25 protein-coding genes are annotated in these 26,930 nt (G+C 71.1%); 19 read left to right on the forward strand and 6 right to left on the reverse strand.

Annotation, left to right across the window (positions count from 1 at the left end; all coding sequences use genetic code 11):
• Together ABYE80_RS03210 and ABYE80_RS03215 are read left to right on the forward strand one after the other, a co-directional pair.
• Positions 1–1,949: ATP-binding protein (locus ABYE80_RS03210; RefSeq protein ID WP_372788618.1), on the forward strand; the 1,949-nt coding region annotated here is incomplete at its 5' end.
• Positions 1,950–1,980: 31 nt separating this feature from the next.
• Positions 1,981–2,625, forward strand: coding sequence for a response regulator (locus ABYE80_RS03215; RefSeq protein ID WP_372788620.1), 645 nt, complete (start codon positions 1,981–1,983; stop codon positions 2,623–2,625).
• Between the two features lie 36 nt (positions 2,626–2,661).
• On the opposite strand, the gene ABYE80_RS03220 is transcribed toward ABYE80_RS03215, so the two are convergent.
• Positions 2,662–3,864 carry a glycerophosphodiester phosphodiesterase gene (locus ABYE80_RS03220; RefSeq protein ID WP_372788622.1) on the reverse strand — a complete coding sequence of 401 codons (1,203 nt, stop codon included), beginning with the start codon at positions 3,862–3,864 and terminating at the stop codon, positions 2,662–2,664.
• Between the two features lie 122 nt (positions 3,865–3,986).
• On the opposite strand from ABYE80_RS03220, the gene ABYE80_RS03225 reads away from it, so the two are divergent.
• A complete protein-coding gene (locus ABYE80_RS03225; RefSeq protein WP_372788623.1) occupies positions 3,987–4,406 on the forward strand; it encodes a hypothetical protein in 420 nt (139 codons plus the stop codon).
• Positions 4,407–4,425: 19 nt separating this feature from the next.
• Here ABYE80_RS03225 and ABYE80_RS03230 read toward each other — a convergent pair whose 3' ends face one another.
• A complete protein-coding gene (locus ABYE80_RS03230) occupies positions 4,426–5,532 on the reverse strand; it encodes an NAD(P)-dependent alcohol dehydrogenase (protein ID WP_372788624.1) in 1,107 nt (368 codons plus the stop codon).
• A gap of 38 nt (positions 5,533–5,570) precedes the next feature.
• On the reverse strand, positions 5,571–6,338 hold the full coding sequence (locus ABYE80_RS03235; protein ID WP_372788625.1) for a hypothetical protein: 768 nt from the start codon (positions 6,336–6,338) through the stop codon (positions 5,571–5,573).
• Between the two features lie 64 nt (positions 6,339–6,402).
• Here ABYE80_RS03235 and ABYE80_RS03240 point away from each other — a divergent pair, with 64 nt between their 5' ends.
• A complete protein-coding gene (locus tag ABYE80_RS03240) occupies positions 6,403–7,101 on the forward strand; it encodes an ATP-binding cassette domain-containing protein (protein WP_372788626.1) in 699 nt (232 codons plus the stop codon).
• On the opposite strand, the gene ABYE80_RS03245 is transcribed toward ABYE80_RS03240, so the two are convergent.
• Both ABYE80_RS03245 and ABYE80_RS03250 read right to left on the reverse strand, forming a co-directional pair.
• Complete coding sequence (locus ABYE80_RS03245; protein ID WP_372788627.1) at positions 7,065–8,279, reverse strand: LuxR C-terminal-related transcriptional regulator; 1,215 nt, start codon at positions 8,277–8,279, stop codon at positions 7,065–7,067. The two genes, ABYE80_RS03240 and ABYE80_RS03245, sit on opposite strands and share 37 nt — an antisense overlap.
• A gap of 26 nt (positions 8,280–8,305) precedes the next feature.
• Positions 8,306–8,695 carry an SCP2 sterol-binding domain-containing protein gene (locus tag ABYE80_RS03250; RefSeq protein ID WP_372788629.1) on the reverse strand — a complete coding sequence of 130 codons (390 nt, stop codon included), beginning with the start codon at positions 8,693–8,695 and terminating at the stop codon, positions 8,306–8,308.
• A 152-nt stretch (positions 8,696–8,847) separates the two neighbouring features.
• Here ABYE80_RS03250 and ABYE80_RS03255 point away from each other — a divergent pair, with 152 nt between their 5' ends.
• Positions 8,848–10,038 (forward strand): LuxR C-terminal-related transcriptional regulator, encoded by a 1,191-nt coding sequence (locus tag ABYE80_RS03255; protein ID WP_372788630.1) that lies wholly within the window; start codon positions 8,848–8,850, stop codon positions 10,036–10,038.
• Positions 10,039–10,049: 11 nt separating this feature from the next.
• Here ABYE80_RS03255 and ABYE80_RS03260 read toward each other — a convergent pair whose 3' ends face one another.
• The gene (locus ABYE80_RS03260; protein WP_372788631.1) at positions 10,050–10,946 is read right to left on the reverse strand and encodes a hypothetical protein; all 897 of its coding nucleotides are present in this window, start codon (positions 10,944–10,946) and stop codon (positions 10,050–10,052) included.
• Positions 10,947–11,203: 257 nt separating this feature from the next.
• Between ABYE80_RS03260 and ABYE80_RS03265 the strand changes: the two genes are divergently transcribed.
• The 14 genes from ABYE80_RS03265 to ABYE80_RS03330 form a co-directional block, all read left to right on the forward strand.
• Entirely contained in the window at positions 11,204–11,605 is a 402-nt protein-coding gene (locus ABYE80_RS03265; protein ID WP_372788632.1) for a hypothetical protein, read from the forward strand.
• Between the two features lie 140 nt (positions 11,606–11,745).
• Positions 11,746–12,027, forward strand: a complete 282-nt coding sequence (locus tag ABYE80_RS03270) for a hypothetical protein (RefSeq protein ID WP_372788633.1) — start codon at positions 11,746–11,748, stop codon at positions 12,025–12,027.
• Between the two features lie 205 nt (positions 12,028–12,232).
• Positions 12,233–13,159 (forward strand): ABC transporter ATP-binding protein, encoded by a 927-nt coding sequence (locus ABYE80_RS03275; protein WP_372788634.1) that lies wholly within the window; start codon positions 12,233–12,235, stop codon positions 13,157–13,159.
• Between the two features lie 264 nt (positions 13,160–13,423).
• On the forward strand, positions 13,424–14,209 hold the full coding sequence (locus ABYE80_RS03280; protein ID WP_372788636.1) for an MlaE family ABC transporter permease: 786 nt from the start codon (positions 13,424–13,426) through the stop codon (positions 14,207–14,209).
• A 19-nt stretch (positions 14,210–14,228) separates the two neighbouring features.
• Positions 14,229–15,092 carry an ABC transporter permease gene (locus tag ABYE80_RS03285; protein WP_372788638.1) on the forward strand — a complete coding sequence of 288 codons (864 nt, stop codon included), beginning with the start codon at positions 14,229–14,231 and terminating at the stop codon, positions 15,090–15,092.
• A 33-nt stretch (positions 15,093–15,125) separates the two neighbouring features.
• Entirely contained in the window at positions 15,126–16,514 is a 1,389-nt protein-coding gene (locus tag ABYE80_RS03290) for an MlaD family protein (protein ID WP_372788639.1), read from the forward strand.
• Entirely contained in the window at positions 16,511–17,962 is a 1,452-nt protein-coding gene (locus ABYE80_RS03295; RefSeq protein WP_372788641.1) for an MlaD family protein, read from the forward strand. The genes ABYE80_RS03290 and ABYE80_RS03295 overlap by 4 nt, the downstream gene beginning before the upstream one ends.
• Positions 17,959–19,281, forward strand: a complete 1,323-nt coding sequence (locus ABYE80_RS03300) for an MlaD family protein (protein WP_372788642.1) — start codon at positions 17,959–17,961, stop codon at positions 19,279–19,281. Before ABYE80_RS03295 ends, ABYE80_RS03300 begins: the two co-directional genes overlap by 4 nt.
• A gap of 2 nt (positions 19,282–19,283) precedes the next feature.
• On the forward strand, positions 19,284–20,756 hold the full coding sequence (locus ABYE80_RS03305; RefSeq protein WP_372788643.1) for an MlaD family protein: 1,473 nt from the start codon (positions 19,284–19,286) through the stop codon (positions 20,754–20,756).
• Positions 20,753–22,027, forward strand: a complete 1,275-nt coding sequence (locus ABYE80_RS03310; protein ID WP_372788645.1) for an MlaD family protein — start codon at positions 20,753–20,755, stop codon at positions 22,025–22,027. Before ABYE80_RS03305 ends, ABYE80_RS03310 begins: the two co-directional genes overlap by 4 nt.
• A gap of 3 nt (positions 22,028–22,030) precedes the next feature.
• Positions 22,031–23,359, forward strand: a complete 1,329-nt coding sequence (locus ABYE80_RS03315; RefSeq protein ID WP_372788647.1) for an MlaD family protein — start codon at positions 22,031–22,033, stop codon at positions 23,357–23,359.
• A gap of 5 nt (positions 23,360–23,364) precedes the next feature.
• Positions 23,365–25,791 carry an MMPL family transporter gene (locus tag ABYE80_RS03320; RefSeq protein ID WP_372788648.1) on the forward strand — a complete coding sequence of 809 codons (2,427 nt, stop codon included), beginning with the start codon at positions 23,365–23,367 and terminating at the stop codon, positions 25,789–25,791.
• Positions 25,791–26,621, forward strand: coding sequence for a DUF4386 family protein (locus ABYE80_RS03325; RefSeq protein WP_372788650.1), 831 nt, complete (start codon positions 25,791–25,793; stop codon positions 26,619–26,621). The genes ABYE80_RS03320 and ABYE80_RS03325 overlap by 1 nt, the downstream gene beginning before the upstream one ends.
• Positions 26,618–26,930, forward strand: a 313-nt coding sequence (locus ABYE80_RS03330; RefSeq protein ID WP_372788651.1) for a hypothetical protein, incomplete at its 3' end; no start/stop codon positions are given. The genes ABYE80_RS03325 and ABYE80_RS03330, both read left to right, overlap by 4 nt.

Here is a 26,930-nt window from a genome sequence, read left to right on the forward strand (position 1 = left end):
AGGAAGCCGAGGCGTCCTCCACAGCCGAACGCGCGGTCCGTTGGCTGGGGGTCGGGCTGCTCGCCCTGTCCGCACTGGTGCTCGTCGGATGGGCCGTCGGCGTAGCGGCGCTCACGAGGATGCTCCCCGGTAGCCCGGCGATGGTGCCGTACAGCGCGCTGGCCTTTGGGGCGGTGGGTGCGGCGGCGCTGCGACCCGGCCGGTCGACGCGGCTGCTGCTCGCGATCGTCCTGCTGTGGGCGGCGGCGACCCTGATCGAGTGGGTCGTGGGGGCGGGGAGCCGGTTCGACGAGCTGCTCGGCGGTGGCGGCGAGGACGTCGGGCATCCGGGCCGGGCGGCCGCCACGACGGTGATCGCGTTCGCCGCGCTCGCCCTGGGAGGTCTCCTGACCTCGGTGGCCGGGCGGGTGGCGGGCCTGGTGACCTGTGCGGCGGTCGCCTACGGGGCCGTGCTCGGACACCTGCTGGGCGTCGCGGGGTTCTACGGCGGGGCCGCGGGCGCGGGTACCGCGATCCACACCGCCTTCGGGCTGGCCGCGGGCGCCGTCGCCCTCGCGCTGCAGCAGCCGGAGCACGAGCCGCTGGCCTGGTTGCGCAGGAGCGGTGCCGCGGGTCTGGTGGCCCGTGTCGGCGCGGCGGGCGCCGTGGCGCTCCCGCTGGTGTTCATCGGCGCGACCCGGTCGCTCGCCGCCCTGGGGCTCGATGGGGTGGGAGCCGTCGCGACCACCACCGTCGCCGCCATCGTCGCGACGCTCCTCGCGTTGCGGCTGCTCGTGGCGCGCATCGCGACGCTCGAAGAGCGCCGCGTCGCGGCGCTTGCCGCCCTCCGTGAGTCCGAGGCGCTGCGTGCACGGATGTTCGGGGACGTGAGCCACGAGTTGCGCTCGCCGCTGACCGTGATCCTCGCGGAGATCGACCTGCTCGCCCGCGGCCCGCTGGCCGACCACCCCGACCACGTCGGGCGGCTGCGCGGGGAGACCGTGGAACTGCGACGCCGCGTGGACGAGTTGCTGGCGCTCGCCTCCCTCCAAGCGGGGGCGTCGTCCGACCGGCTTCCCACGCGCTGCGACCTCGTCGCCCTCGTGGCGCGCGAGGCGGGCAGGCTCAAGGCGCAGGCGGCGCTTCGCGACGTGCACCTCGAGCTCCACCTGCCACCCGCCGTCTTCGGCAACTACGACGAGCGCCAGGTCTCCCGCATGGTCTCCAACCTGATCCGCAACGGGATCAAGCACGGGAACCGCGGGGGAACGGTCCGGATCACCGTCGAGCTGGTCTCCGACCGCGTCGTCTCGGTGATCGTGGACGACGATGGTCCTGGCGTCGCCCCTGCGGAACGCGAGCGGATCTTCGAGCGCTTCCGCCGCGGCGTCCGCGCACGTGCCGACGGCGGCGCCGGCGTCGGCCTGGCGCTCGCGCGGGAGGTGGCCCGTGCCCACGGCGGGGACGTGAGCGTGCAGAACGGGCCGCTCGGTGGCGCCCGGTTCATCGTCGCCCTCCCGTGCGAGCGGCCCGCGGGTCCCGTGGAGAACGCGACCGCGCCCGTCCCGGTCGAGCCGGTCCGCGCCGCGCGTGACGCCGGCACCCCGGTCGTGCTCCTGATCGACGATCACGCGACGGTGCTCTCCACCCTGGCGATCCTGCTGCGCGGGCGGTTCGGGGTCCTGGAGGCGGGTGACGCCGACACCGCCGTGCACCTGCTGCGCGAGCACCGCCCCGACGTCGTGGTGACCGATCAGGTGGAGCCGAGCGACGGCGCGCACTCCGTGGTCGATCAGCTCCTGGAGGAGATGGGGCGGCGCCCGGTCCCGGTGATCGTGATGACCGGCGACCCCGCGGGCCTGCAACGCGTGCGGCGGCGCGCCGACGTCCGCGCGGTGCTGCGCAAGCCGTTCGCGCCCGAGACCCTCGAGCAGGAGATCGAGGACGCGATCACCCGTTCGGGGGCCTGAGGACCGGTGGTCGGCTCCCTACCATGGGTACGTGACCACCGAGGGCCTCGTCTCCGTGCTGGTCGTCGACGACCACCCCGTGTTCCGCGACGCGCTCGCCGACGGCATCCGCGCGTCCGGGGATCTGCGCCTCTCCGGGACGGCATCTGACGATCGCGAGGCGATGGTCAAGGTCCGGGCCGACCCGCCCGACATCGCGCTGCTGGACGTCCACCTGCCCACGTCCGGCGGCCTGGAGCTCGTCTCGACCATCGCGAGCGCGGGCTTCGCCACGCGTTGCGTCATGGTCAGCGGCGACCCGGACGGCCCGATCGTGGTCGAGGCCGTGTCCCGGGGCGCGGTGGGCTTCCTCACCAAGAGCGCATCGACGGGCGAGATCGTCACGGCGGTGCGCGCCATCGCGCGGGGTGCGACCTGCTTCGACGCCGACGCGCAGGGCCTGCTGGCCGGCGTGCTGCGCGAGCACGGCGACTTCCGCACACCGGCGTTCACGGAGCGTGAGCTCCAGTTCCTGCAGGACACGGCGGAGGGCTACTCCACCGGCGTCGTGGCCGAACGTCGCAACTACGCCCCGGCCACGGTCCGGGGCGACCTGCAGTCGATCTACCGCAAGCTCGGCGTGCACGACCGTGCCGCGGCCGTCGCGGAGGCCTATCGGCGCGGCCTGATCGACTGAGGTCGCAGGCGGCGCGGGCGGCGTGCCACCGCGCGCTCAGCGCAGGACGACGGCGCGCGCCGGGCGGGGGCGGCCATCGACCACGGCCCGGACGACCAGGCGCAGCGGACGTCGGGCCCTCCGCACGAGCCGCCGGCCCGCCGGGGTCAGGCGCACGAGCGCACGCCGCGTGCCCGATCCGCGGAGCCGGACGATCCCGCTCGCCACCCGGACGCGGCCGCGCGTGATCCGGAACGCCACCTCCGTCGGTCCCCCGGCCCGCACGCCGACCGCGACGCCGCCGCGTCGGTACACCTGACGACGGGAGCGGCGCGGTGTCGTGATCCGCACCGTGCGCTGTCGCGGGCTCCGGGCGGCGGGCGCAGCCGGTGTGGCGACGTCGGGTACACCCAGTGCCTGCCGCGCCATCCCCGGATCGTCGGTGATGAGCGCGTCGACGCCGGCGGCGTTCGCGGCCTGCACGTCCTGCGCCGTGTTCAGCGTGTACGGCACGACCTTCAGGCCGAGGCTGTGAGCCTGGCTCACGAACGCGGGACTCGGCACGCTGCCCGGAGAGATCCAGTCGTAGCCGCGGGCGGCGGCGAAGGCCGGACCGGCCGCATCGACCTGGGCGAGCGTCAGGAACGAGAGCTGCGCGTGAGGCAGCACGCGCCGCGCGGTGTCGAGGTTCGTCGGGTCGAAGCTCTGGACGATCAACCGCTCGCGCGGGATCCCGGCAGCCCGCACGACGTCGAGGACGGAAGTCGCGAACGCCTCGTCGCCCGGGACGTAGCCCGGGTCGCCCGGGATGCGCTTGATCTCGATGTTGACGCCGAGATGCTCGTGCTCGCGGGCGAACGCGAGGACCTCGGCCAGCCGCGGCACGCGCACCACCGGCACGGCGGGGGCGGGAGCGAGGGTCGAGCTGACTCCGAGCACGTCGACGCGGCACGCCTCGATCTCGGCAGCGGTGTGCTGCACCACGGGGCCTGCGCAGTCGGTCGTGCGGTCGAGGGTCGAGTCGTGGATGACGAAGGGCACCCCGTCGCTCGACACCACGCTGTCGAGCTCCAGCCACGTGCCCGGGAACCGGTCCGCGGTGTTGCGGAAGACGGGCAGCGTGTTCTCGGGCAGCACCGGGTCACCGAACGACAGGGCGCCGCCCCGGTGGGCGTGCACCGTGGGTGGGGCCGCCGACGCGGCGGGCGCGAAGCCTGCGATGGCGGCGAGCGTGAGCAAGGCGATCGGTCGGTGGCGCACGGGGCGACACTATGGCGCGCGGCGTCCCGGAGCGAGCCGGCGGGCTGACCGACCGGTCGCGACGCGCTCACGTTCCACAGGTGCGCGGCCGTGGTGACAAGCGCTACCGTGAGCAGCGAGCGATGCGGACACCGAATCCCAAGAAGCACGACGATCTCGCGCGCGAGGGATCACTCCGCCAGCGCTTCGCCGACCTGTTCTCGCAGCTCTCGAGCATCGGCCTGATCGGCGTGTGCGTCGTGGGGTTCGTGATTCCCGCGATCCTCGGGCTGTCGATGATCAGCCGTCTCGGAGGAGCGGGTTGGTTCATGTACGCGTTCGTCCTCGGCACGTGGGCGCTGGTGTTCGGCCCGATCGTCGCGAGCGCCGTGACGATGCACCAGAACGGCAGCAAGCGCCACCGTGACGCCAAGCGTCAGCGGATCGAGGAGCAGCGCCGCAAGTTCGGGTTGCACGTGCGGGCCCACGAGGCGGAGCGCGAGGGGGCCCCGGCGGCGCGTCCGTCGACGGACGACACGTGGGAGCCCGGCCAGTCCCTCTGACCGGGCTCGCGGGTTCGGCTCAGTCGAACAGCAGGACCGGCTTGACCACCGCGCCGCTGTTCGCGGCCTCGAACGCCTCGTTGATCTGGGAGAACGGGAACGTCTTGATGAGCCTGTCGAACGGGAACTCCCCGTTGGCGTAGTGCTCGACGAGCGCGGGGATGAAGTCCTGCGGGTTGGAGTCGCCTTCGATGACGCCGGTCAGCGTCCGGCCGACGAGCAGGTGCCCCTGGTCGATCGTGATGTCGTGCTCCAGGCCCTGGAAGCCGACCGTCGCGACCACCGCCGGGGTGCGCGTGGACTCCAGCGCCTGGCGGATGACCTCGTTGGTGCCCACCGCGTCCAGCGCGTAGTGCACGCCGGGCGCGCTGACGCCCATGATCTCCCAGACCAGGTCCTTGGTCTCCTTGGCGTTGAACGTGTGCGTCGCTCCGAGGGACCGCGCCAGCGCCAGTCGCTCGTCGTTGATGTCGACCGCGATGATCGGGTCGCAGCCCGCGATCTTCGCGGCCATGACCGCGGACAGGCCCACGCCGCCCATGCCGAAGATCGCGATGCTCTCGCCCGTCTCGGGTCGCAGGACGTTCAGGACGGTGCCGGCCCCGGTCTGCAGGCCGCACCCCAGCGGTCCGAGCAGCTCGATCGGGAGGTCCTTGGCGACCTTCACCGTGTTGGTCGCGAGCGAGATCGCGTACGTCGCGAACGACGACTGGCTGAAGAAGCACCCGTGGATGTCCTCGTCGCCCTGGTGCATCGTCACGGTCCCGTCCATCCGCGTGCCGAAGTAGTTCAGCGGCGCGAACATCTCGCAGTAGGCGGGCCGGTCCTTGTTGCAGTACGTGCAGTCGCCACAGTGCCCGAAGGAGAGCACCACATGGTCACCGGGCGCGAGGTCGGTGACGCCCTCGCCGATCGCCTCGACGACGCCCGACCCCTCGTGCCCGAGCACGCTCGGGAGCGGGAGTGGGATCGTGCCGTCCATGCCGGTGGCGTCCGTGTGGCAGATGCCGGCACCCCGCATCCGCACGAGCACCTCGCCCTCGCCGGGCGCGTCGACCTGGACCTCTTCGAGGGTCAGCGGTTCGCCGATCTCGCGAAGGATCGCGGCGGTGGCGGTGGTGGTCATGGGTGGGGCTCCTCCGGTTCTGGGGTGACGAACCGACCCTAGGACGGCGCCGCGCCCCGCGCCTGCCCATCAGGGAGGACTGTCCCCTCCCGGGCGGGAGAGATGACCAGCAGTGCAGCGCCTGCGAGCACGAGCGCGAGCGCGAGCAGCGCTGCGAACGGGCCGATCCTCACGCTCACCTCCAGGAGGAACCCCTCGATGCGGTCCTCCGGTGGGGACGCGGTGCGCAGGGCCGTGGCGGCGAACGCGAGCGCCGCCGCCGCTGCCACCGCCCGCGGGCCGAGGTCGGCCATCAGGTCCGTAGCGAGCAGGAGCACCGTGAGCACGACGACGAGGACGAGGTAGACGTCGAGGACGGAGAGCCACTGCCACCCGGTGGACAGGTCCGGCGCGGCGATCCCCCCGGTCTCGCCGCGGAACCAGGGCAGGAACAGCGAGAGCACGAGCAGGGAGGCCCCGACGGTGAGCAGGGTGCGCGGGAGGGCCGGCGAGGCGACGCCCACCGGCTGCGGTGCCTGCCGCGGCGCGGACGGAGCGGGCGGCGGCGCCTCGGACGGCGCGGGCGTCTCGGACGGCGCGGGCGGTCGCGTCAGCGTCAGCGTCATCACCTGGTCCGCGCGGGCATCGGCGATGCGTGGGGTCACGGTGATACCGACGTCGTCGAGCGCGGCGGCCACCACGTCGCGCGCTCCTGCGTCCTCGGTGCCGAGCCCCCACGTGCCCATCAGGCGGTGCAGCTCCACCGACGTGCCCGTGCCCCGCCGCGCGAGGTGGTCGCGGATGCGGACTTCAGGCGGTGTGGACACGGGCTCTCCGAGGGAGGTGGGATGGCGGGGCAGGGACGCGAGGCTGCACGGCGAAGCTGCGGGGATGGCGTGGGCGTTCGAGTTCGTGGAGGTCCGGTACCGCGCCGCCGGCGGAGGGGTCCTGGACGGCGTCAGCTTCGGCGCCCGCGTGGGGGAGGCCGTCGCCCTGGTCGGACCCGCCGAGTCCGGGAAGACGCTCGCCTTCCGGCTGCTGGTCGGCCTGGACCGTGCCGACGAAGGAGCGGTCGTGGTCGCCGGCAAGGACGTCGCGCGCATGGGCGCGCGGGCACGGCGCACCCTGCAGCGCAGGCTCGCCGTCGTGTTCCAGGGCGATGGCGGCTACGGGCTGTTCGAGCGGGCGACGGTCCTGGAGAACGTGGCGTTCCCCATGCGTGAGGTGGGCCGCGTTCCGCGGCGCCGGCTGGAGCACATCGCCCGGCAGGAGCTGGCCCGCTTCGGTCTCGAGGCGCGTGCCGATGATCGCCCGACGGACCTCGGGCGCGACGGGTGCAAGCGCCTGGCGCTCGCGAGGGCGCTCGCGCTCAGGTCGCCGCTGGTCGTGATCGACGCGCTGGAGGACGGGCTCGCCCCCGACACCCGGCGGCTCGTCGTCGACGCGCTGCGGGCCGTCCACGCCGAACGCGGCACCAGCCTGCTCGTGACGACTCGGGATGAGCATCTGGGGGCGGCCGTCGCGGACAAGATCGTGACCCTCGACGGCCACGGCTACTGCCGGTCGCCGAGCGCGCTGATCCGCAGGTAGCGCGACACCGCCTCGGCGCGGTTCGCGGCCCGGAGCTTGCGCAGAATGTGCTTGGCGTGGGACTTCACCGTGCCCTCGCTGATGACCAGCCGGTTCGCGATGCCCGCGTTCGTCTCGCCGGCCGCCATCAGCTTGATCACCTCGACCTCGCGGCGCGTGAGGAGCTGGTCCATCCTGGAGGGGGAGGACGCGAGCATCGCCGCGGCCCGCCCCACGGTCGCGGAGTTCTCGCCCTCGACGGTCGCGACGGCGATCTCCGTGTCGCACAGCTCGTTCATGAGCTGTTCCGTCGACTGCACCATCCCGCGGACCTGATCGCGCTGGGCGCGCATCCGCTCGGTGAGCACCGTGCGTTCGAACGCGTACCCGAAGCCCTCGGCGAACGCCCACAGCATCTCGCGGTCGAACTCGTCGACGATGCGCCGCTGGTAGTAGCGGTCGGCGTGGAGGAAGCCGATGACCCGACCCTCCGGCATGATCGGCGCGGCCACGTAGGAGAACGTGTCGCACGCGTCGGCGATCGGCCGGTACACGCGCGGATCGTTCTTGGCGTCCGGCACCTGCATGGGGATCCTCCGGCGGACCATCTCGGTCTCCAGCAGCATGTGGGTCAGCGCGACGGGGTTCTCCCGCGCGAAGCCCAGGAGCTCCGCAGCGCCGTCCGGGTCGTTCTCGTAGTGGACGGCCTCGGCGACGAGCTGGCTGTCGTGCAGCCGGAACAGGATCGCGCGGTCGAAGCCGCAGGAGCGGCACACCTCCAGCGGCGCGAGGTCGAGCATCGCCGAGACGGACGCGACGCCGCGAAGTCGGGCGAGGCCGGCCTGCATGCCGGTGAGCGCCTGCAGGCGGTCGGCGACCTCCGCGGTGTCGAAGTCGCGGCGCAGCTCCTCCAGGTCGACGAGCAGCTCGCACAGCTCGACGAGGGCGTCGCGCCCGAGCTCCCCCGCGTCGCGAATGCGGTCCTTGACCGCGGCGCACGCGACCGAGACGAGGCTGCGGGTGGCGCGCTCGGCGTCCGCCTCGCCATCCCAGACGTCCCAGTCCAGGACGCGCGCCGCGCGGTCCAAGGCCTCGACGGTCCGGACGCCGAGCCGCAGGTCCGTCGCCGTCGCCGAGACGCGGGGCGGCCACGCTGCCGCCGGTGGCGATGCGGCTCGTAGCGGTGCGACCTCCCCCATGGCTGGCACGATCCCTTCAGGCTAGATCAATCGGATTCCGACGGCGCCGCTCCGTTCGGACGGTCCGGCCGGAGCTCGGCCCACATGCTGAAGTCCAGCGAACGCATGATCGGGACGATCCGCAGGAACTTGCGGACGGGGCCCTCGTAGGCGAGCTCGCCGCGCGTGATGGCCATCGCCATCTGCTTCTGGCGGTTCACCATCTCGACGAAGAGCTCCGGCGTCCCGAAGAGCTCGACCTCGGCCGTCCCGATGATCCGGGGTTCGGCGTTGATCGGGGCCTTCGTCAGGTCGAGCGTCACGCCGGCCTCGTCCGAGAAGTGGATGTGGACGGTGGTCTGCGCCAGCGCGAGGCGCTCTCCGAGCAGCGGATCGTGAGCGCCGCCGTTGAAGAACTCGGCGGTCAACTCCGCCATGCGCTGTGGGTCAATAGGGGTCATTGTGGATGTCATCTCTCCGGCTGGCATCTCGGTCAACTGGCTCTCCTCCTGCGACGGAGCCGACGCCTCCCCGCGTCGGCCGGCGCTATCGTCGCTGCTGCTGGATCGTCTATGCGGGAGGAAGTCTGGTGGGCTCGGTGGAGCAGGAGTGGAGCGATGGGCCGCCCCTGGAGGATCCGGGGCTCGCCGCGACGGTCCTCGACATCTGGCGGGACGCGGCGGTTCTCGCCGCGGATGACCCTACCGGCGTGCAGGAGCCGCGAGATGTGGGATCCGCACAACAGATGCTCGTCGAATCCGGTGCATGGTTGGTAAGAACGCTCGAGGACACGTCGGTCGGCGAGGAGCACGATCGTCGCCGCGCGGTCGCCGCGCGACTGCTGTTGCGTCACGGGCGGGCTTTCGCCGACATCCGCGACGAGGGTCAGGCGCGGCGGCTGCGAGGCTTCGCGGCGGTGAACGCAGCTCTCGCGCGGCTGCGCAGCATCGGCGACGTCGAGCAGATGCTGACGCGGCTGCCGGTGGAGGTCGCCCGGTGCGGTTTCGACCGGGTCATGCTGACCACGATGAACGGGGCGGTGGGGACGGTGCACGGCTGCCACATCGAGGGCGACCCCGAGTGGGCGGCCGAGATCGTGCGGACGGGACGCTCGTCGCCGCTGGAGATCAACCACCTGCTGCTCGAGTCGGAGATGCTGCGGCGCCGCGGGCCGGTGCTGGTCCCGGATGCCGCGGCCGATCCGCGCGTCCACCCCGAGCTCGCGGCGGTCGCCAAGACCCGTTCGTACGTGGCGGCTCCGATCATGCCGCAGGGTGAGGTGATCGGCCTGATCCACGCCGACGCCTACGTCGCTCGCCGCACCGTGGACGAGGTGGATCGCGATCTCCTGTGGATGTTCGCGGAGGGGTTCGGCCAGGCGTACGAGCGGGCGGTGCTGCTGACGCGGCTGGGTGCGCTGCGGCAGGAGGTCCGCCGAGCCAACTCGTCGATCCTCGCGATCATGGACGACTTCTGCGACGCCGAGGTCGAGGTCGCCCGCTTCGACGACGAGAACCAGTCGGTCGCCCGCTCGGCCGCCGCGGTGTTCGTCGCTGCCGACAGCCGCCTCGAGGCGCTGCTCACGCCTCGCGAGCTCGACGTGATCCGACTGATGGCGCTGGGCGAGACCAACGGGGGCATCGCGCGCAAGCTCGTCGTGTCCGAGGGCACGGTGAAGTCCCACGTCAAGCACATCCTGCGCAAGCTCCGTGCCAGCAACCGGGCCGAGGCCGTCTCCCGCTACGTGAGGCTGACGCAGCAGGACGCCCAGCGCGGTTGACGCCCGGGGGGTCATGCGTGGCCCCCGTCGAGATCGAGGCTGGCGACGATCGCCCGGTGATCGTCACACACGCGCGCGTAGGACTCGGTGCCGGCAGCCGGATCCGGGAGGTCGGCGGTCAGCGTGGTCAGTGCCGCGGCGGCCTCGCGGGCGCGCTCCCCCCACGCGGCGAGCCAGCGCCGCAGGTGGGACCGGTTGGCCTCGCCGTGGGAGGGATGCTCGAGCAGCGCGCGCAGCGTGGCGACCGTCCAGTCCCGCAGCCACGCCTGTTGGATCTGCGTCGCCTCGGCGACGATCGGCGTGGTCGTGTCCCCCAGTTCCGAGGCCAGTCGCGTCCCCCACTCGAACCTGATCAGCTGGGCGACCAGCGGCTCGAAGCAGAGGTTGACGCCCACCAGGATCTCCGCCCAGTCGTCGCGCAGGGAGAGCCGCTCGAGCATCTGCCGCGCGGGCTGCCAGGCGCGGCCGCCGTGCCATTGCGCGCGGGCGCAGTCCATCGGTGTCTCCCGGCTGAGCGGCTCGAGGTCCATCGCGTAGAGCACCTGGGCCTGTGCCTGGCGCACGAGCATCGAGGCTTCGAGCGTGATGCTGCGGGAGATCTCGCCCCATTGGCAGCGGTCGGCGGCACGGTCGAGGACGCGGGCGGTCTCCTGCGACAGGAACGCGCAGACCTGGAGGTTGCTCGCGAGGAAGTCGACCCAGCGAGGGTCCACGTCGTCGAAGCCGCCGTCGCGTGTCGCGCGACGTATCGCCCGCTCGACGCGGTCACCGGCCACGCCTTCGCGTTCGATCACGAGGCCCCAGCGGCGGTTGATCTCCTCGAGCGAGACGCTCTCGGTTCCGCGCAGCACGGAGTGCACCGGAGGACCGGCAGGGTGCAGCGTCCCTCGGCGCGCCTCCACAGCCATGGCGAAACAGTAGTGCGGCGGTGACCCCCGCGCATGGCCCTCAGGCGGGTACTTCTTACCCCGATCGGGTGACGGCCTGCTTCGTACGGCCTGCGTCGGCGTGTGGGCGTCGACGAACGAGGCACGCGGGATCGCGGCGCGCCCGCCGGCCCGTGCGCTCGGAAGGGGGGGTGAGAATCCTCCCTCGGGGGGATGGCGGCTCGACGTGGCGCGACTACGGTCGTTGCACTCGAGCATCAACCACTCAGGAGGCTGTCGTGCCGTTCTTCAAGGACACCGAAGAGGTCTACAAGTACATCGGCGGCGTGTTCCGCGCGGCCAAGGACAACGAGGTCGGTCCGAAGCTGGCCACCGCCGACATCGACCTGCAGATCTACTACACGGATCCGGAAGCGCCGATGCTGATCAAGATGCACGGCGACAACATCGAGGTCGTCGACGGCGGGGACAACGAGGACGCGGACGTCAAGCTGTTCATGCCGTCCGACATCGCCGACAAGTACTGGCGCGGGGAGTACAACCTGGCGGTCGGTCTCGCCAAGGGGCACGTCAAGGCGAAGGGGCCGGTCAACAAGATCCTCAAGCTCGTGCCGCTCACGAAGCCGCTGTTCCCGATGTACCGCGAGATGATCGCCGAGAAGGACGGCGTCACCGCCTGATCTTCCGCGGCGGCACCGCCCGCCGCACGCCTTCCTCCTGTGGGAACGCTCACGTGGCCGCGAACCCGAAAGGGTCCGCGGCCACGACGCGTTCGTGCCAAGGCGTCCCGTGCCACCGGGAACACAGGTACATTGGCCCGGTGACCCTGGCCTCGATCGGCATCGGCTGGATGCTCCTGATCTTCTTCGGCGGCACGTTCGCGTTCTTCTTCGCGCTGGGGAAGATGACCTGGGGGACGGGCGCCGATCTCGTCGACTGGGATCCGGCCGAGCGTCAGGCCGCGAAGATGGAGCTCGACGCCGAGGACGCGATGGATCTCCTGGAGATCACCAACCGCCGGCGTCGCGCCAACGGGCTCGAGGAGCTGACGCAGGACGACGTGCTGGCGCAGATCGCGCGGCGCAACCGCGACGTCGGCTGACCTCGCGGACCATCGCTCGGCGGGGCGCACGACGCCCACGGGGCACCGTCCGTTTGTCGTGACCGCCCAAAAGGGGGGTGGAGATCCCCCCCTGGGAACGAGCGGGCGCCGTCGGTGGCCGCATATGCTGCACGAGCGGTGGGAGGACCGCGGGGCACCGTGCCCGCGAACTCCCGCTCGTGTGAACGAGGAGGAGAGGACTCGTATGGCTCGAGGGCTGGGGAAGAACGGAGCATCAGCGGCGATGGACGCGCAGTTCGCCGGTGGACGGCAGCTGGATCCTGAGGGCATGTCCCTGCTGGATCAGGCCGCCGAGTACACCGACGAGCACGCGTTGCATCAGGGCTCCGTGACCCTGCAGGAGCGTGAGCCCGGCGAGTTCTGGTCGATCGAGACGCGCAACGTCCACAAGGCGTTCGGCCGCGCGAAGATCCTCCAGGGTCTCGACCTCGGCATTCCCGAGGGCATGGTCACGGTCGTGCTCGGGCCCTCGGGCACCGGCAAGTCCGTGCTCATCAAGCACATCATCGGGTTGCTGTTCCCGGACAAGGGCGAGGTGATGGTCCACGGAGAGTCGCTCTCCAAGATGACCATGAGCCGGCTTCTCGAGGTGCGCAAGAAGTTCGGGATCCTCTTCCAGGACGGCGCGCTCTTCGGCTCGATGTCGGTCTACGACAACGTCGCCTTCCCGCTGCGCCAGCACACCGATCTCGGCGAAGGCGAGATCGCGGAGATCGTCAACGCCCGTCTCGCCGACGTGGGCCTCACCCACGCCGGGGGCCGGCTGCCGAACGAGCTCTCCGGCGGCATGCGCAAGCGCGCGGGCTTCGCGCGCGCTCTCGTCCTGGAGCCCGAGATCGTCATGTTCGACGAGCCGGACTCCGGCCTGGACCCGGTCCGCACCGCGCTGCTGTGCGAGCTCGTCACGCAGATGCACGAGCAGCACGGCGGCACCTACGTGATCATCACGCACGACATCGAGTCCGCGCGGCTCGCCGGCGAGTTCTTCGCCGTGCTGTGGAAGGGCCGGATCGTGCAGGCAGGGGAACGGGAGGAGATGTTCAACTCCGAGAACCCGTTCGTCCAGCAGTTCCTCAACCGCAAGTTGACGGGGCCGCTGGGCATGGAGTAGCGCCGCGCCGGCGTGAGGCTGGCGCGGGGGGAGTCGGTTCTCCCCCAGGGGGGGGATGCGTTCTCCCTCCACGGGCGATTTCCGCCCGCACGGTGATCGGACAGGCTCTGATCACCACAGGAGGGACCAGGTCAGGGGATCTGTGGTCGGAGCTTCGGGAGGAGCTATGCGAGAGGTGAGCGTCACATGGCGTCAGTAGCACAGAGGACCGTCGCACCACCGGTGCAGGGTCCTCCACGCGCGCCCGGCCGCAGCGGCAGGCGCATGGCCGAGGCGCCGCTCGGCGTCCTCGATCAGGTCGCCGGGATGATGCTGCTCGCGGGCAAGGCCGTGGTGGCGACGTTCACGCCGCCCTACAGCTGGAAGGACGAGTTCGTCGAGGAGTCCTGGCTGATCCTCCGCCGGTGCCTGATCCCGATGATCATCTCGACCATCGCGTTCGGCTTCGGCGCGCCCGGACTGCAGGCCGCCAACCTCACCCAGATCTTCGGCACCGTCGATCGCGAGGGCGCGTTCTTCGTGATGGCGTCGATCCGCGAGTTCGCCGGCTGGATCAACGGCATGGTGATCGCGGGCGTGGCCGGTACGGCGATCTGCGCCGACCTCGGGGCACGCAAGGTCCGCGAGGAGCTCGACGCCCTCGCGGTCCTCGGTCTCGACCCGGTGCGCACCATCGTCACCCCGCGCTTCCTCGCGCTGGGGATCATGACCCCGCTCATGAACATCCTGGCGCTGGCCTTCGGCGTGCTCGGCGGCTGGATCGCGACCGTGGTCGTCTGGAACGAGACGTCGGCCGGCTACGTCGCGACGTTCTCCTCGAACTTCACGTTCCCGGATCTGTTCGGGTCGGTGCTCAAGACGACGGGCTTCGGCTTCATCATCGCCATCGCCTGTTGTTACAAGGGCCTCAACGTCAAGGGCGGCGCCCAAGGCGTGGGCCGAGCGGTCAACCAGGCGGTCGTGATCGCGTTCGCCGGCATCTGGGTGTTCAACTCGCTGTTCACGAACGTCCTGCTGGCCGCGTTCCCCGAGACCGGCAACCTCCACTAAGGCACGGAAGGAGACGACGATGGAAGCATCAGTCATTCGCGCTCCGCGCCTTCGCGGGGACGTCGGCGGCCCGAGCGTCGGGAGCCGTGTGGGCGCCGGCTTCCGCGGCCCCGTCCGGAACATCCTGAGCGAGGCCGCCGAGATCGGCACGTTCTTCGGACGCACCATCATGGAGCTGCGCGGCGTCTGGCGCTACTCGGCGGAGATCATCCGTCAGGCCGGGATCCTGGTCACGGGATCCGCCGCGATCATCTGCTTCATGCTGTTCATGATGGGCGTGGTCTGCGGTACGGAGGCCAACTACGTCCTTCGCGGCTATGGCGCCACCGTGTACTCGGGCGTGTTCACGTCCTACTGCGCGATCCGGGAGATGATCCCGTACATGTGGGGCTACATCCTGTCCGCCAAGGTCGGATGTGGCCTCTGCGCCGAGATCGGATCGATGCGGATCCAGGACGAGATCGACGCGATGGAGTCCATGGGCATCAACCCCATGCGCTACGTGGTCGCGACCCGTCTGGTGGCCGCGTGGATGGTGTTCCCCTTCCTGTGGATCCTCGGGACCGCGTTCCACTACGTCGGCAACTACCTCATCCTGATCCTGCAGATCGGAGAGGTCTCGCAGGGCGGCTGGGAGAACGTGCACTGGACGTTCTCGACGCCCATCGACTACCTCTACTCGTTCCTCAAGATCTTCGTGACCGGCACCGTGATCGTGATGCTCGGGATGTTCTACGGCTACAAGGCCAGCGGCGGCCCGGTCGGCGTGGGAACAGCGACGGCGAAGTCGATGATTCTCAACCTCATCCTGCTCCACGTCTTCGGAGCCGGCATGACGATGTTGTTCTGGGGCCTCGAACCCAACGCGCCGGTCGGCGGCTGAGGGTCGAGCAGGGGTCCAAGGGAGGAGTTCGGAGTGGCAACGGCACAGGCGCCTCGGGTCGACATCGATCCGGGGCAGGGGGACAACGGCGGAGGCGGACGCCTTCGCAGGACGGGCGCGTACTTCATCGATCACCCCTGGGTGATCGTGGGGATCATCGCGTTCGTCGTCTTCGCGCTGTGGGTCTACGGCACCCGGACGCAGAAGCACGAGATCCGCGCGGTGTTCTCGGAGGCCGTCAGCGTCTACTCGGGCCTCGACGTCCGGGTGGACGGCCTGGACGCCGGCAAGGTCAAGAAGATCGAGAACGTCGACGGCCAGGCGATCATCACCCTCGGCATCGACGACGACAGGGTCTGGCCGCTGCACCGCGGCACGAAGGCGGTCATGCGCTTCGGGTCCACGATCGGCAACGGCACGCGCATCATCGACATCGAGCCCGGTCCGAAGACGGCTCCCGAGCTGCCCGACGGCGGCATCATCACCAACAAGGACACGGTCGAGGCCACCGAGTTCGACCAGATCTTCGACACCTTCGACGGCAAGACCCGCGCGTCCCTGCAGAGCATGCTCGAGGGCACCGGAGGAACGTTCGGCCCGCGCCAGAAGGAGCTCGGCGAGGCGGTCACCGAGACCGGCCCGGGACTCGAGGCGGTCGGCGGGTTCGCCGACGACCTCGTGCGTGACGCGCCCGCGCTCCGGGCGTTCGTCGCCAACACCAACCGCGTGACGCGGACGCTCGCCGCCCGCCGCAACGATCTCTCCGGCCTGGTGCAGGTCGCGGCGTCGACCTTCAACGAGTTCGCGCGCAACACCACCGGGATCAAGGGGTCCCTCGACGAGTTCGCCCCCGCCATGCGCGAGACGCGCAGCACGCTGGCTCGGCTCGACACCTCCGTCGGGCACCTCGACGCGCTGCTGACCGACCTCAAGCCCGGCGCGCGCGAGCTCGGCGGCCTCGCCAAGGACCTGCGCCCGTCGCTCGCGTCGCTGCGCAGGACGGTGCCGGTCGCGGTGCAGACGTTCCGCACCGCACGTCAGGCGTCGCCCGCGATCACCTCGCTCCTGGAGCGCTCGCAGCCCTTCTCGGCGAAGGCGACGCCCGCGCTCGCCGACCTGGCTCCGATGGTCGGCTGCATCCGTCCGTACGCGCCGGAGATGATCGGCCTGATGACCGTCTGGGCCAGCATGGCCAGCAACTTCGACGGCATCGGGCACTACGGCCGCATCCAGCCCAACACGTCGGCGACCGCATCGAGCGCGACGCCGCCCGTGAACTCGGGCCAGTTCACGCAGCTCACCGGCCAGGGCTACGCGTTGACACGACCGCCGGGCTACCAGGCGGGCAAGTCCTGGTTCATCCCCGAATGCGGCATCACGCCCGATGGCATCGATCCCACCAAGGACCCGTCCGACCGATGATCTCGCGCTTCGCACCCACCGCGGTCGGCCTGGCCCTCGTGCTCCTGGTCGCCATCCTGATCGCCGGCAAGACCGGCGGCGACGACAAGTACGTCGCATACGCGACGTTCAAGGACGCCGGCGGCATCCTGAAGAACTACAACGTGAAGATCGGCAGCGTCGCGGCCGGCAAGGTCACGGACATCCGCCTCGACGACCAGGACAACGCGGTCGTCAAGATGGAGCTCGACAAGGGCGCGGCACCGATCGGGGACGGTGCCACCGCGAAGGTCCGCCCCGTCAACCTGCTCGGTGAGAAGTACATCGATCTGGATCCGGGCGACCTGTCGCGCCCGAAGCCCGAGGGGTCGATGATCCCGAGGTCCAAGACCGACGTGCCGGTCGAGCTCGACGATGCCATCAACATCCTCGATCCCGACACCCGCGGCGCGCTGCGCATCCTCATCAACGAGGCCGGCATCTCCATGGCGGGCCGTGGCGCGGACTTCAACCGCACGCTCGACGAGATGCCCCGCGCGCTGGACAGCGCTCGTCAGGTCGTGACCGACATCGACGACGAGAACGAGGCGCTCGAGCGGGCCATCGTCAGCGGCGATCGGGTCATCGCCTCGGTGAACGCCGGGCGTGAGGACTTCGCCGCGCTCATCGACAGCGCCGCCGACGCCCTGCAGACCGTGGCGGACCGCCGCAGCAAGCTCGGCGAGACCGTGCGTGGGGCCCCGCAGGCGATCGACCAGCTGCGTGGGACGCTCGAGCGCCTCCAGGCCGCCTCGACGCAACTGACCCCCGCGGCCCGTGACCTCAGGGCGACGACACCCGCGCTGGCGGCGACGCTCGCGCGGTCCCCGCAGTTCGCGAAGGACGCCTCGGAGACCCTCGCCACCGCGACCCGTGTCGCGCCGGCCCTGTCGAAGCTCGGTCGCCGCAGCACGCCGACCCTCAAGCTGCTGCGGCCGACCGCGCAGCGGCTCGCGACGTTCACCGACGAGTCCCAGCCGCTGATCGACACGCTCGACGTGAAGCGCGGGTGGATCGACTTCATCTCGTTCATGAACGGGTGGACGCGCGTGACCGACAACGCGGACGGCCTCGGCCATCACTTCCGCCTGCGGATCATGTTCGACACCGAGGCGCTGGCCTCCGCGATCTCGAAGTTCGCGCCCGTCCCCGTGGCGAAGCAGCGCAAGCAACGCGCGGCGAAACCGACGAAGCGCAAGCCGGCGAAGGCACCGGCACCGGCTGACGCCGCTCCGAGCAAGCCCGCCCCGTCCCCGATCCCGAAGAAGCCCGTGAAGGACGCGCTGGAGTCCGGGCTCAAGGGCGTCGGCGACTCCGTCCAGGAGGCCGTCGGCGGACTGCTCGGCGGTCTCCAGACCAAGCGCGGTACAGGGTCAGGGTCGTCGCAGAGCGACCCGGCGAAGCTCCTCAACTACCTCCTGGGTCCATGAGAACACGTTTCCAAGAGCGCCCCGCCGCTCAGCAGCGCGGCCGTGGCTTCATGATCGCCCTCGGGCTCCTCGGCATCGGCATGACGCTGGTGTTCGTGGCGATCGGCTTCAACGCGCCCAACAGCATCCCCGGGCGGGGGTACTACAACCTCCAGGCCGAGTTCACGGACGCCGACAACATCGCGCCCCATGCGCAGGTGCGCCTCGGCGGCAAGATCGTCGGCCAGGTGCTCAACCCGCGCGTCGACGACGGCAAGGCGGTGGTCGACCTCCAGATCGACCCCAAGTACAAGCCGCTGAAGTCCGACTCGGTGGTCGAGGTCCGGCCCCGAAGCGCGGTCGGCGTGCGCTACGTCGACATCCGCTCCGGCAAGAGCGGCGAGCCGCTCCCCGAGGGCGCGACCATCCCTTCGAGCCAGACCAAGGCCACGCGTGCGCTGGACGAGGTCCTGGGGACCTTCGACCCGGAGACGCGCGTCAAGACGCAGCAGTTCCTGCGGGAGTTCGGCAAGGGCATGGCTGCTCGCGGCGAGGATCTCAACGAGACGATCGGCGCCGCGCCGGACATGCTCCGTGGTACAGATGAGGTCCTCGGGGCGATCGCCGACCGTCAGGACGCCGCCGGCAACTTCGTTCGCGGCAGCGCGATCGCCGCGGCATCCGCGGACCCCGTCCGCGAGCAGATCCGGCTCGGGTTCGCGCCCGAGGCCAAGGCCCTGCGACCGTTCAGCGACCGCGGGGACGAGTTGCGCGCGACGCTCGATGCCGCTCCCGGCACGTTCTCCACGATGTCCTCTCGGCTGCCCTCGGTGGACGCCCTGGTGAAGGAGACCGAGGGGTTCGCGGCGCGCATGCGTCCGGTCCTGAAGGCCGGCCCGGGTGCCTTCGGTCAGACGGCGGCACTGCTGCGGGAGGCCCGTCCCGGCCTCCGGGACGCCGACGCCACGCTGAGGCTGGCCGACCGCGCCGTCATCCCGACGCTCGAGCTGCTCGACACGACGCGGCCGCTGCTGCCGCAGCTCGAGTCGACGCTCGACAACGCGAAGCCGACCGTCGAGCGGCTCGGCCGCTACGGCTGTGACTTCATCGAGTGGGGTCGCCGCTGGACGGACGCCCTGGCCTGGGGCAACGCCCAGGGCGGCTACCTCCGCTTCAACGTGATCACGCCCTCCCCGGAGTCCGTCACGGGTCTGGAGGGTGCCGCTGCCGCCATCGGGGCGACCGGCACCAACCGCAGCCCGTATCCGCCGCCCTGCACATCCAACACCGAGACGCCTTCACCCACCGGCGGCACGGTCAACGCGACGCCGGAGGGTTGACCATGCGCGGCTTCATGAAGCGGTTCGAGTTCATCCCCGGCACGCACCGGCCCAAGCTGATGCGCAACGGGGCGCTCTTCCTCGGGTTGTTCGGTCTCGTGATGATGTTCGCGTTCCTCGGCGGGACGCTGCCGTTCCTGCCGAAGGGCGGCGACACCATCAAGGCCGAGTTCCGCACGGCGGCCAACGTCTCCCCGAAGACCCCGGTCCGCGTCCGCGGCGTCAAGGTCGGCAAGGTCGAGAAGGTCGACCGTCGTGAGAACGGCGAGGGCGTCGTCGTGACCATGCGGATCAACAAGGACAACGGCGAGATCGATCTGCGTCGCGACGCCCGAGCGAGCATCTACTGGCGCACGCTGCTGGGCTTCGCGTTCTACATCGAGCTCGAGCCCGGGGCCGACCCGCAGAAGCTCGGCGACGAGACGATCCCCATGGAGCGCACCACGGCCCAGGTGGAGCTGGACCAGGTGCTGGCCTCCGTCGACGCACCGAGCCGGTCGGGCATGCAGGCCATCTTCCGCGAGTTCGACAAGGGGTTCGACCCCGAGAAGGACTCGCAGGCCGGCCCGACCATCGACAACCTCGGCCCCGCCATGCGACAGGTCGGACCGGGCCTCGACGCGCTGCGCGGCACCCAGCGGGGCGACCTCACCCGCGTGATCCGCAACTCGAGCAGGCTCATGGGCGCACTGGCCCGCAACGAGCTCGAACTGGGACAGGTCATCACCAACGGGAACGTGGCCCTGGGCGTCACCGCCGCGCGACGCGCGGATCTCGGCCAGATGCTCCAGCAGGGTCCGGCGACGCTGCGTGACACCCGCTCCACCATGGTCCGGCTCCGCACCACGCTGAACGAGCTCGACCCCATCGCCGAGGATCTGCGGCCCGGTTCGCGCAAGCTCGACGACGCGTCGGCAGCGCTGCGCCCTGCGCTGCGCGAACTGACCCCGCTGCTCGCGCGCACGGATCCGATGCTGCGGTCGCTGCGTCCGGCGCTGTCGCGGCTGGGAGCCGCCGGCACCTCCGGGGTCAAGCTGATGGACGGCCTGGACCCGACGTTCGACCGGCTCAACGACAAGCTGATCCCGGCGCTCGACACCAAGAGCGACGTGACCGGGCTCAAGATGTTCCAGGCGATCGGCCCGACGTTCGCGGCGGTGCAGTCGAGCTCCCAGCAGTTCGACAGCCGCGGCCACGTCCAGCGGTTCCACGCGATCGAGACCAGCGACAAGGCCATCGGCGCGATGCCGTGCTACACGGACATCCTCCAGGGATCGCCGACGCTGGACTGCTCGGATCTCCAGGCGATAGCGGCCGCGTACCTCGGTGGAGGCCCGGCGACCAAGAAGCAGCGCCTGTCCTCCCGCCCGCGGCCGTCCACCACGTCGTCGGGATCGTCCCGGGCGCCGTCCGGCGGCGGCGATGCCGCAACACTCGTCAAGAAGCTCGCTGATGCGATCGGAGGTGCCCTGTGAACTCACGGCTGCTGCTGGAGATCAGGCGGTCGCTCCGTCCGTTCGTCTTCTTCCTGATCCTCGCCGTCCTCGGTGTCGCCGCGTTCGCCGGCATCTTCCGCAACCTCACGTTCTCCCGGCCGTGGGAGGACTACCGTGAGGTCAGGGCCGAGTTCGACGACGTCAAGGGCGTCTTCCCGGGAGGCCATCAGGTCCGCATCAACGGCGTCAAGGTCGGTGTCGTCTCCGAGTCCAAGCTCGTCGACGGGCGCGCTGTCCTGACGCTCAAGATCGAGGAGAAGTGGGGCCCGATCTTCCGCAACGCCCGCATGCGGATCCGTCCGGTCACCCCACTGCAGGACCTGTACGTCAACGTCATCGACCGCGGCGACAAGAGCGCGGGCGAGGCCACCAAGAAGGACATCATCGCCGGCGAGCAGACGAGCACGCCGGTCGACATCTCGCGGGTCCTCGACACCTTCAACGCCGATACCCGCGAACGGATGACGATCCTCCTGAGCGAGTTGAGCAAGGGCCTGGACGACGGCGGGGTGAAGCTGCGGGAGACCTTCGCCGCGACCGCGCCCTTCCTCAAGGTCGCGCAACGCACGACCGAGGTGCTGGCGCGCCGCGAGCGCAACGTGCGCCGGCTCGTGCACAACTTCGGCACCCTCAGCGACGCGCTCGCCAAGAAGGACAAGGAGCTCAACACCTTCGTCACGGCCGGCAACGCGACGCTCGGCGAGCTCGCCCGCAACGACGAGCGCTTCGGGCAGACGTTCACCAGCATCGCCCGGCTGCTGCCGGTGATGCGCAGCTCGTTCGCGAGCGTCCGCACCCTGTCGAGTGAGTTCGACCCGGCGCTGCGTAGCCTGCAACCCGTCGCCGCCGACCTCGAGTCCGGTCTCGACGCGCTCCAGAAGTTCGGGCGCGAGTCGCGACCCGCCCTTCGCGCACTGCGCCCGGCGGTGACCGAGCTCGACAAGATGGCCAAGCAGCTCGCTCCGACCTCCACCTCCCTGCTGCAGGCGTTCCAGGGACTCGAGCGGCAGGCACCGGCGTACGACCGGCTGACCATGCAGACGGACACGTGCATCAAGGAGCTGCAGCGCTTCTTCCCCAACACGCAGTCGGTGCTGAAGTTCGAGGACGCCTACGGCGCCTTCCCGCGTGCCCAGCTGACGTACGACTCGGACACGCCTGGAGCACTGATGCCGGGCTCCAACCTCCGCAGGCTTCCCTTGTGCACGGACAGCCTCGGCGGCGTCGCCAAGCCTCAGGACAGGAAGTAGGTCATGCGCGTCAACAACCTCCGCGGAAAGACCCTCGGCCTCATCGGCTTCGCGCTGGTCTGCGTCGCGATGTTCCTGTACCTGTTCGTCTCCGCCGGCGGCCGGCTGCGCCTCAACGACCCGTACAACGCCAAGGCCCTGGTGCCCGACTCCTTCAACCTCGTCCCGAACTCGGACATCCGTCGGGACGGCGTGAAGATCGGGCGCGTCCGGACCGTCGAGCCGATGGGCGGGCTGTCGGAGGTCAAGTTCGAGATCGAGAAGGAAGATCACCAGCAGCTGTATCGGGACGCCACCGTCAAGGTGCGCACGAAGACCCTGGTCGGCGAGTCCTACCTCCAGGTCGTGCCGGGGAACCCCAAGACCGGCAAACTGCCCTCGGGGGCGACGCTGCCGCTGGAGGCCAACCAGGAGTCCGTGCCGCTCGAGCGGATCCTCTCCACGATGGACCCGGAGACCCGTCGTGAGGTCCGCAGGAACATGCGCGGCCTGGGCGGCGGTCTCGACGGCAAGGGCGGCGAGCTGAACCGGACCTTCGGGGCGATGAAGCCCGCGGTCGCCAGCGGCGGTCGCCTCATGGACGTCCTCGAGCCGCAGAAGCAGCAGCTCGCGGCGCTGATCGACAACACCGGCGAGGTCCTCGAGGCGTTCGGTGAGCGCGAGGCGGCCTTCCGCGGCCTGGTGACCGACGCCAAGACGACGGCGGAGGCCGCCGCCGATCGTGACGCGCGACTGCGTGACGCGATCGCCGAGCTGCCGGCGACGCTCGACCGGGCACGGAAGAGCGTCAACACGCTCGCCGGCTTCTCGGCCCGGGCGACGCCCACCGTCCGCGATCTGCGGCTCGCAGCGATCGACCTGGCACCGGCGATCCGCGATCTCGAGCCGACGTCGCGCACGACGCGGACGCTCTTCGCGGAGCTCGAGCCGTTCCTGGAGCGGATCGATCCGCTCCTCAAGGAGCTCACCCCGGCGTCCAAGAGCCTGGCCAAGCTGGTGCGGCCGACCGACGCGCTGCTGCGCCAGCTCAACCCGATGCTCGCCTACTTCAAGCCGTACGCGCCGGACATCACCGCGTTCTTCACCAACGTCCCGGCGCTGTTCGCCAGCCGCGACGCGGTCGGCGCGCGTGGTCGCGTGTTCCCGGTCGGCGGACCGCAGGTCTTCTCCGGGCTCACCACGACGCAGCGGCAGGTCCTGGAGACGCTGCTGAAGGCGACGGGTGGGGAGGCGTTCTACAACGTGCGTACCAACTCGTACCCCAAGCCCGGCGCCGTCGGCAAGGAGTCCTCCTCCGACGGGCAGTACCCACGAGTCGAAGCCGACAAGTAGGACGCGTGCGCGCGCGCAGGACGCTGGTCGTCGCGGCGGCTCTGCTCGTCGCCGCCATCGCCGGCGTGACACAGCTGCCGCAGGCAGCGTCGACCGACCTGCTGGTCGGCGATGGCTCATCGATCGGGCGTGCGCAGAGCACGCTCGATCGGCGCTTCGGCGCGGAGCCGATCGTCATCACGCTGGGCGCCGACCTCTCGCGGACGCTCTCCTCGAGCAGCCTGGTGAAGCTGCTGGAGCTCGAGGGGCGGCTCTCGCGCCTGGACGGCGTGCGTGCCGTGTACGGGCCCGCGACCTTCCTGAACCAGACGATCGCGCAGACCGAGACGGTGCTGAAGCGAGAGCTCGGGGCGGTCGACGACGAGGCCCGGAAGGAGGCCGACGCCGCGCGCGCGGCCGCACTCGCGGCCGGCGCCGGCCGTGCGGAAGCCGACCGGCGCGCGGCGGCGGCGCGCGAGCGCACCATCCGCGCGAAGGCCAAGGACTACGAGGACCTCATGGTCCGGCTCGGCTCCGTCGGCCTGCCGTCGCTCACGAATCGCTCCTACGTCGACGGCGTCGTGTTCGGCTCGGGCGTCGAGCCGAAGCAGCGCTTCCGCTGGCTCTTCCCGGACGCCGAGCACGCCCTGATCATCGTGCGCCCGGAACCCGGGCTGGGCGAGGAACGGACCCTCGCCCTCGGGCGGCGGATGGCCTCCCTGACGACGGCGGCGAAGCTCGAGGGCGTCCGCACCGGGGTCGGCGGGTTCCCGCTGCTGGCGGCAGCGCTGGAGCGGGAGACGCGCAGCGAGATCCTGCGTCTCGGTCCGATCGCGGTCCTCGCCATGCTCATGCTCCTGCTGCTGACGCTGCGTCGGCGCCGAGGCCGCTTCATCCCGCTCGTGCTCGCGCTCGGCGGCACCGTGATCGCGACCGGGCTCAGCTGGCCGCTGGGCCTGGGCCTCTCGGTGTCGACCGTCGCCGCGCTCCCCGTCGTGCTGGGCCTCGGGCTCGACTTCGCGATCCAGCTCCAGGCCCGCTTCTGGCACGAGCGCCGTGGAGGGATCACGGCCCAGGCCGCCGCGCTCCGCGCGCGCCGGTCCGTCGGGCCCACGCTGGTCCTCGCCGCCGGGGCCATGTCCCTCGGCTTCCTCGTCCTCGTCGCGACCTCGGTGCCGCTCCTGGATCGACTCGGTGCCTTCCTGGCGTTGGGGACCGTCACGTCGGTCGCGGCGGTGCTGCTGGTCGGACCGGCGCTGCTGGCGCACACCGATCGCGGGGTCACCGTCCCGCTCGCCCTCCCGAGCCGCGCACGCCTGGGCTGGGTCGCGCCCCCGCCGGCGCTGCTCGCCGTGATGGCGGGCCTGGCTCTCGGCGGCTTGGCGCTCAGCGGCGGCACCCGACTCGAGACCGACCTCCGCACGCTCGCGCCGTCCGGGCTGTCGGAGCTGCGCGGCGTCGAGGCGCTGCAGCGCGATCTCGGGACGAGCGGTCAGGTGCGCATCGCCGTGCGCGCGGACGACGTGACGGATCCCGCCGTCGTCGCCTGGGTGGGCGAGGTCCGCGATCGGGCGCTCCGCGCCGATCGCCGCCTGCAGCCGGGACCGAATCTCGCGGACCTCGTGTTCGCCGGCGACCAGCCCGCGACGATGGACCGGGCGGCGGTGGACGGCATCCTGCGCCTCCTTCCCCGCTACTTCACCGACGCCGTGATCTCCCGGGACCGCAAGGTGGCCGAGCTCAGCTTCGGGATCCCGCTGGTGAGCGTCGCCGAGCAGGGCCGCATCGTCGATCGCATCCGGTCGGCGATGGCCGGCCCTCCGGACGGCACGCAGGCGACCGCGACCGGGCTGGTGACCGCTGCGGCGGCGAGCACCGACGCGCTGGAGTCCACCCGCCCGGAGCTGCTGCTGGCGGCCGCGTTGCTCATCGCCGTGGCGCTGCTCGCGGCCTGGCGCGATGTGCGGCGCGTGGTGATCGTGCTCGGTCCGGCACTGGTGGCCGCCGGGCTCGCGGCGCTCGTGCTGCGGGTGGTCGATCTGCGCCTGACGCCGCTGGGCGCCGCGCTCGAGCCCCTGGTGCTCGCCGTCGGGGTCGAATTCGGCATGCTTCTCGACATGCGCTACCGACAAGCCCGCCGCGCCGGGCTCAGCCCGGCTCGCGCGCGGGAGGACGCGCACCGTGAGATCGCGCCCGCCGTCCTGCTGTCCGCATCCACGGTCGCGGTCGGGTTCGGTGTGCTGATCGCCAGCCGGCTCTCGATGCTGAGCCAGCTCGGCTGGCTGGTCGCGCTCGAACTGATGCTCTGCGTCCTGGTCGCGATCGCGATCGTGCCCGTCCTCGCCGAGCGGCTCGATCGCGGTGTCAACGGTTCCGCGCACGTCCACGTCCCCGCGTTCGCCGACCGCCTCACGCGGCGCGTGCGCACGTTCGGCTCGAGGAAGGTCGCCTGATGCCGCAGCTGCAGGTTCGCGACGACGACGGCGGCCGCGACGTCGCCCAGATCCCGCCCGTCGACACCGAGCAGGAGCGCCGCTACGGGCGCGTGGCGGGGACGCTCGGGCTGCTGTCCGTGGTCGCGACGTTCGCCGCGCTGCCGATCGGCGCCAGCGACGTCGGCCGGCAGGCGGGGGCCGCCAACGACCGCACGTTCCTGCTGGACGTGGGCGGCAGCGGTGGCGGTCAGGTCGCCGCGCTCGTCCTGCGCTCGCTGGGCCTGCTGCTGGTCATCGCGATCGCCGTCTTCTTCTACCGCGCGATCAAGGGCCGCAACCCGGCGCACAGCGGCCTCATCGCCGTGGCGGGCTCGGTCTCCGCGGTGATCATCGTGGCCTGCACCGTCTACACGTTCTTCCAGGTCCGCGACATCGGCAGGGAGTTCGTCGACTCCGGTCCGCGCACCCTCGACCGCGCACAGGACCTGCTGGAGGCCGGGCGCCAGGAGAGCACCCGCCGGGTGGTGAACGTCGTGCAGGGCCTGGCCGGGCTGGCGTTCGGGGTGTGGGTCTCCCTGACGTCGCTGGAGGCGATGCGGGTCGGGCTGCTGACGCGCTTCCTCGGGGTGTTCGGCATCGGAGCCGGCCTCGCCTCCGCGGTCGGCATCCCGGTCGCGCCGGCGCTGTTCATCGCCTGGATCGGCAGCCTCGCGACGCTCGCCGTCGGCTACTGGCCCGGAGGACGCCCGCCTGCGTGGGACAGCGGCCGGGCGGTCAGCTGGGACGAGGCCGACGCCATGGAGCGCTCCGCACGCACCGCCCGCCGGGAGGAGCGGGAGGCCCGATGACCCGTACCGACCAGGGCTCGGGCTCCCGGCCGCCGCTGCCGCCGATCCTCGACCTCCCGGGGGTCGACGAGGGACCCATGCGGCGCGACCTCAAGCGCCAGATCCAGCAGCTCGAGCGCGAGATCGCGGCCTTCCACGTCGAGAACTGCCCCTACGAGGCGTTCCAGACCTCGCCGGTGCGCGGGCCTGCCGTGCTCAGCAACGCCCAGCTCGAGCAGGTGCGCGACGAGCTCCTGGCGATCCGCTCCGAGCTGCACGAGCGCGTGACGCGACGAGCGGTGGATCGGATGTCGGCCGCGATGGAGCCCG

This window comes from Paraconexibacter sp., assembly GCF_041602235.1.
Lineage (GTDB): Bacteria > Actinomycetota > Thermoleophilia > Solirubrobacterales > Solirubrobacteraceae > Paraconexibacter.

Coding starts and splice junctions, on each gene's coding strand:
- ABYE80_RS03225 (WP_372788623.1), top strand. CDS start 3,987: ATGCGGACACCGAATCCCAAGAAGCACGACGATCTCGCGCGCGAGGGA.
- ABYE80_RS03230 (WP_372788624.1), bottom strand. CDS start 5,532: ATGACCACCACCGCCACCGCCGCGATCCTTCGCGAGATCGGCGAACCG.
- ABYE80_RS03240 (WP_372788626.1), top strand. CDS start 6,403: ATGGCGTGGGCGTTCGAGTTCGTGGAGGTCCGGTACCGCGCCGCCGGC.
- ABYE80_RS03245 (WP_372788627.1), bottom strand. CDS start 8,279: ATGGGGGAGGTCGCACCGCTACGAGCCGCATCGCCACCGGCGGCAGCG.
- ABYE80_RS03250 (WP_372788629.1), bottom strand. CDS start 8,695: ATGGCGGAGTTGACCGCCGAGTTCTTCAACGGCGGCGCTCACGATCCG.
- ABYE80_RS03260 (WP_372788631.1), bottom strand. CDS start 10,946: ATGGCTGTGGAGGCGCGCCGAGGGACGCTGCACCCTGCCGGTCCTCCG.
- ABYE80_RS03275 (WP_372788634.1), top strand. CDS start 12,233: ATGGCTCGAGGGCTGGGGAAGAACGGAGCATCAGCGGCGATGGACGCG.
- ABYE80_RS03280 (WP_372788636.1), top strand. CDS start 13,424: ATGGCCGAGGCGCCGCTCGGCGTCCTCGATCAGGTCGCCGGGATGATG.
- ABYE80_RS03285 (WP_372788638.1), top strand. CDS start 14,229: ATGGAAGCATCAGTCATTCGCGCTCCGCGCCTTCGCGGGGACGTCGGC.
- ABYE80_RS03295 (WP_372788641.1), top strand. CDS start 16,511: ATGATCTCGCGCTTCGCACCCACCGCGGTCGGCCTGGCCCTCGTGCTC.
- ABYE80_RS03300 (WP_372788642.1), top strand. CDS start 17,959: ATGAGAACACGTTTCCAAGAGCGCCCCGCCGCTCAGCAGCGCGGCCGT.
- ABYE80_RS03305 (WP_372788643.1), top strand. CDS start 19,284: ATGCGCGGCTTCATGAAGCGGTTCGAGTTCATCCCCGGCACGCACCGG.
- ABYE80_RS03315 (WP_372788647.1), top strand. CDS start 22,031: ATGCGCGTCAACAACCTCCGCGGAAAGACCCTCGGCCTCATCGGCTTC.
- ABYE80_RS03325 (WP_372788650.1), top strand. CDS start 25,791: ATGCCGCAGCTGCAGGTTCGCGACGACGACGGCGGCCGCGACGTCGCC.